The organism is Frankia sp. AgKG'84/4 (genome assembly GCF_023242965.2).
GTDB lineage: Bacteria > Actinomycetota > Actinomycetes > Frankiales > Frankiaceae > Frankia.
Map to the genome: position 1 here is coordinate 1 of NZ_JALKFU020000449.1, position 4,401 is coordinate 4,401.

Annotated in this window: 3 protein-coding genes; 1 reads left to right on the forward strand and 2 read right to left on the reverse strand. The window is 74.8% G+C overall.

Translation table 11 applies throughout. The features are described 5' to 3' along the window. Positions 1–11 precede the first annotated feature (11 nt). Positions 12–2,261 (reverse strand): glycogen debranching protein GlgX, encoded by a 2,250-nt coding sequence (gene glgX / locus MXD58_RS20990; RefSeq protein ID WP_308302011.1) that lies wholly within the window; start codon positions 2,259–2,261, stop codon positions 12–14. A gap of 176 nt (positions 2,262–2,437) precedes the next feature. Between glgX and MXD58_RS20995 the strand changes: the two genes are divergently transcribed. Further along, a complete protein-coding gene (locus MXD58_RS20995) occupies positions 2,438–3,214 on the forward strand; it encodes an enoyl-CoA hydratase/isomerase family protein (protein ID WP_248841357.1) in 777 nt (258 codons plus the stop codon). 29 nt (positions 3,215–3,243) lie between these two features. Here MXD58_RS20995 and MXD58_RS21000 read toward each other — a convergent pair. Further along, a partial coding sequence (locus tag MXD58_RS21000) for an endonuclease/exonuclease/phosphatase family protein (RefSeq protein WP_308302012.1) occupies positions 3,244–4,401 on the reverse strand: 1,158 nt, incomplete at its 5' end.

Genomic DNA, 4,401 nt, shown 5'->3' on the forward strand with positions numbered 1-4,401 from the left:
GCGCGGGCCCGTCAGCGCGGCGGATACGCCCGCAGCAGCAGGACGCTGCGGGCGCGCACCGTCAGCTCCGCACCGCCGGGCAGCACCCGGCGTGGTGCCGCGAGGCTGGCCGGGAAGCCGGCGAGGTCGTCGTCGGCGGTGTCGAGCAGCAGATCGAGGGACTGCGCCCAGGGCGCGCCGGGCAGCACGATCCCGGTGTCGGCATCGTCGGGATGCAGGACGTGGACCAGGCCCGGAGCGGCGTCCTCGCCGGCCAGCACGGCGATGACCGTGTCCAGCCGCGGGGCGTTCCAGTCCGCCTGGGACATCACCTGGCCGTCGGCGCGCAGCCAGGTGATGTCCGCGAACTGGCCCGGGGTCGACTCGCCGCCGCGAAAGAACCGGTCCCCGCGCAGCGCCGGGGTGTCTCGGCGCAGCGCCAGCAGCCCGCGGACCAGGCGCCCCAGCGCGGGGTCCGCCCCGGCGGGATCGCCCGCGGCGCCCGCCGCGCCCTGCGTCGGCCAGGCCAGCCAGGACACCTCGTTGTCCTGGCAGTAGGCGTTGTTGTTGCCGCCCTGCGAGCGGCCGAACTCGTCCCCGGCGAGCAGCATCGGCACGCCGGCCGACAGCAGCAGGGTGGCGAGCAGCCCCCGGCGGACGCGGCGGCGCGTCGCGAGGATCCCCGGGTCGTCGGTCGGGCCCTCGACGCCGTGGTTCGCCGACCGGTTGTCCCCCTCGCCGTCCCGGTTGCCCTCGCCGTTGGCCTCGTTGTGCTTGTCCGCGTAGGAGACGAGGTCGGCGAGTGGGAAGCCGTCGTGCGCGGTGACGAAGTTCACCGACGCCCAGGGGCGGCGCCCGGAGTGCTGGAACAGGTCCGACGACCCGGTCAGCCGGTAACCGAGGTCGGCGACCCCACTGGTGCGCCCGTTCCACACGTCGCGCGCGGTGTCGCGGAAGCGGCCGTTCCACTCCGCCCACGGCGCGGGGAACGACCCGACCTGGTAGCCGCCCCAGCCGACGTCCCACGGCTCGGCGATCAGCTTCACCGACGACAGCAGCGGGTCGGCGTGGATCGCGGTGAGCAGCGGCGCGGCGGGGTCGAACGCGTCGGGGTTGCGGGCGAGCGCCGTGGCCAGGTCGAACCGGAAGCCGTCGACACCCATCTCGGCGACCCAGTGCCGCAGCGAGTCGCAGATCAGCCGGACCACGTGCGGGCTGGTCATGTTCAGCGTGTTCCCGCAGCCGGTGACGTCCCGGTAGCGGCGGGGATCGGTGGGTTCCACCCGGTAGTAGGCGGTGTTGTCCAGGCCACGCAGTGACAGGGTCGGCCCGCGCTCGCTGCCCTCGGCGCTGTGGTTGTAGACGACGTCGAGGAGCACCTCGATGCCGGCGGCGTGCAGCGCGGCGACCATCGCCTGGAACTCCCCGGCCGGATCGTCGGTCGCCGCGTACGCCGCGTGCGGGGCGAGGAAGCACAGGCTGTTGTAGCCCCAGTAGTTCGTCATCGACCGGGCCAGCAGCGGCGTCTCCGAGACCGAGGCGTGCACCGGGAGCAGCTCGATCGCGGTGATCCCGAGCTGGCTGAGGTAGTCGACGATCACCGGGTGGCCCAGGCCCGCGTAGGTGCCGCGCAGCTCGGGGGGCAGCCCGGGATGGCAGCGGGTCAGACCGCGCACGTGCGCCTCGTAGACGACGGTGCGCTCCCACGGGATGCCCGGGCGGTTCGCGGCCGGATGGCCGTGGTCCCCGGCGGCCGGCCGGTAGCCGTCGCCGAGGCGCCCGCCCGGACCGGTCACGACGCAGCGGGGCACGAACGGCGCCGAGTCGCGCCCGTCGGGCTCCCGGCCGTACGGGTCGCCGTCGGCGAAGCCGTAGATCGCCGGGTCCGCCCGCAGGGTGCCGGTGACCAGGCGGGCATACGGGTCCATCAGCAGTTTCGCCGGGTTGAACCGCTGGCCGCGCTCGGGATCGTACGGGCCGTGCGCCCGCAGCCCGTACCGCTGCCCGGGGCGGATCCCGGGCAGGCGGCCATGCCACACCGCGCCGTCGCGTTCCGGCAGCGGGTGGCGGGTCTCCGCACCGGCGTCGTCGAACAGGCACAGCTCGACCGCGTCCGCCCCCGGCGCCGCGACGGCGACATTCACCCCGGAGCCGTCCCAGCTCACCCCGAGCGGGCCGGCCGATCCCGGACCGGGGACGCCCGGGGCGTCGGCGCGGCTCGGGCGGGCGCCGGCGGGCGCCGACCGGTCGGAGGGGCGGACACGGCCGCCAGGGTCTGACACCCCACTGACGCTAATCGAGTCTCCGCCAAGCCGTCGGCCGATCCGCGCGTCCCGGGGACCTGGCCGCCCGCACCGGGGAGTCGACTCCGATGAAGATCGGCTCATGGCGCCCTATCGTGACGGACGGACAGGAGGCCGCGCCGACCAGTGCGTGGCCCGGCGGCGGGAGGACAGCGATGAGCGTCGTGCGGCTGGACGTCGAGGGCGGCGTGGGCACCATCAGGCTGGACCGACCGCCGATGAACGCACTGGACGCCGAGATCGCCGCGGGGCTGCGGGCGGCCGCCGGGCAGGCCACGGCCGACCCGGCGATCCGCTCCGTCGTGCTCTACGGCGGGGAGAAGGTCTTCGCCGCGGGCGCCGACATCAAGAAGATGGCGCCGATGGACTTCGCCGAGGCCGCGGCCTGGGTCCGCGACCTCAGCTCGGCCTTCGAGCTGATCGCCCGCATCCCCAAGCCCGTCATCGCCGCGGTGACCGGCTACGCGCTCGGCGGTGGCCTGGAGCTGGCACTGTGCGCCGATGTGCGGGTCCTCGCGCACAACGCGAAGCTCGGCCAGCCGGAGATCCTGCTGGGCGTGATCCCCGGCGCCGGCGGCACGCAGCGGCTGGGGCGCCTGATCGGCACCTCGCGGGCGAAGGACCTGATCTTCAGCGGCCGGCAGATCCGCGCGGACGAGGCCGAGCGGATCGGCCTGGCCGACGCCGTCGTCCCGGCCGAGCAGACCTACGAACGGGCCACGGAGATCGCGCGCGGCTACGCCGCCGGCCCGGCGATGGCGCTGGCCGCGGCGAAGCAGGCGATCGACGACGGCGCCGAGATGGGCCTGTCCGAGGCACTGCGGCTGGAGGCCGCGCTGTTCGCCGGCCTGTGGGGGAGCGAGGACCGCCGGATCGGGATGGAGTCGTTCCTCGCCGACGGCCCGGGCAAGGCGAGTTTCCTCGGCCGCTGAGCGCCCACCCGGGTCAGCCCCGCGCCGGGTCAGCGCATCGCGAGGTCAGCGATCACCGGCAGGTGGTCGCTGCCGAAGTCCCTGCCGACGCTGAAGCCGGTGACGGCGAAGGCGGGCGAGGCGAGCACGTGGTCCAGGCGCAGTACCGGCGGCACGAGCACCGCGCGGGCGCTCCAGGTCGGGTCCCAGCCGGCGCCGACGACGTCGTGGGCGTCGCGCACCCCGGAGTCGATGAGGCGGCGCAGCGGCCGGTGGTCGCGGGTGGCGTTGAAGTCGCCGGCCATGACGACCGGCAGCGTCGCCGTGCGGGCCTGCTGGCGCAGCGCGCTGAGCTGGGTGCGCCACCGGCCGGTGTACGTCCCGGTGGTCGGGGAGATGGTGTGCACCGCGTACATCACGAAGCGTCGGTGCTCGTCGACCTCGACGGTGGCCCGCAGCGACATCGAGCCGCCGACCATCGGCGCGCTCGCGTCCCGCAGGGGCAGCCGCGAGTAGATGGCGGCGCCGAACGCCCCGTCGCGGGACCGGACCTCGTGGTAGCGGAAGGAGCTCAGCGCTCCGGACGCGTTCACCCGCGCCAGGGTGAGCGGCGAGAGTTCGAGCAGGACCAGGACGTCGGGGTTCGCGGCGCGGACCTGCGCGCCGAGCCGGTCGGCGTGCGCGTTGTCGTAGTACAGGTTCGCCGACATCACCCGCAGCCGGGCCGAGCCTGGCGCCGCGTTCTCGGCGCTGCCGGGCAGCACCTCGGGCAGCGACCAGAACAGGTGGATGACGATCAGAGCGCCCGACAGGATCAGCAACAGGTTGCGTCGGCGCGCGAAGGACACCGCCAGGGTCACGTACGCCGGCAGGTACAGCAGCGGCGTCAGCGCGTTGATCGCCGAATAGGGCCAGTCGAGTGCGTCGTCGAGATGGACCAGCCGGCCTACCGCGAGCAGGGCGAGGACGGCCGCGACGGCCCACGCGAGGGCCGTGATGACGACCGCGGGCCCGGGAAGCGTGCGGTGCCGGGGTTCGACGGGGGCGACCGGGATGTCGTCCGGTCCGGTCCGGGGTGGGGTGTCCGGTGCTGTCTGCCCCGAATCCTGCGCGGCGGTCACCGTTCCAGAGTGCCTGGCCATCCGGCGTGGGCGGCCGGCGGGGGACCCCGGGCGGCCGTCGGTGGCGCTGTCGCCGCGCACGCGCGC

Coding starts and splice junctions, on each gene's coding strand:
- MXD58_RS20995 (WP_248841357.1), top strand. CDS start 2,438: ATGAGCGTCGTGCGGCTGGACGTCGAGGGCGGCGTGGGCACCATCAGG.